The following is a 220-nucleotide window of genomic DNA, read 5'->3' as shown; positions in this document are numbered from 1 at the left end:
AAGCGGTATTCGGATGAGTTCAAGGCCGAGGCGGCCAAGCAGGTGATCGATCAGGGGCGTTCGGTGCGAGAGGTGTCGACCCGGCTGGGCGTCAGCATCGACTCGCTGTACGCGTGGGTCAGGGAGCAGCGCAAGGTGCCGGTCGCGCGGCATGCGGATGTTTCGTTGGCGGCGGAGAACCGTCGCCTGCAGGCCGAGCTCAAGCGGGTGACCGAGGAGC

Annotated in this window: 1 protein-coding gene; it reads left to right on the top strand. The window is 66.8% G+C overall.

What is annotated here, in order from left to right:
* Nucleotides 1-220, top strand: a 220-nt coding sequence (locus tag Q0907_RS18975; RefSeq protein ID WP_299347604.1) for a transposase, incomplete at both ends; no start/stop codon positions are given.

It is taken from the genome of uncultured Pseudoxanthomonas sp., assembly GCF_947498795.1.
In the GTDB taxonomy this organism is placed as follows: domain Bacteria; phylum Pseudomonadota; class Gammaproteobacteria; order Xanthomonadales; family Xanthomonadaceae; genus Pseudoxanthomonas_A.
The sequence above is the reverse complement of the archived record's forward strand: the minus strand, read 5'-3'. Positions and strand labels throughout refer to the sequence as shown.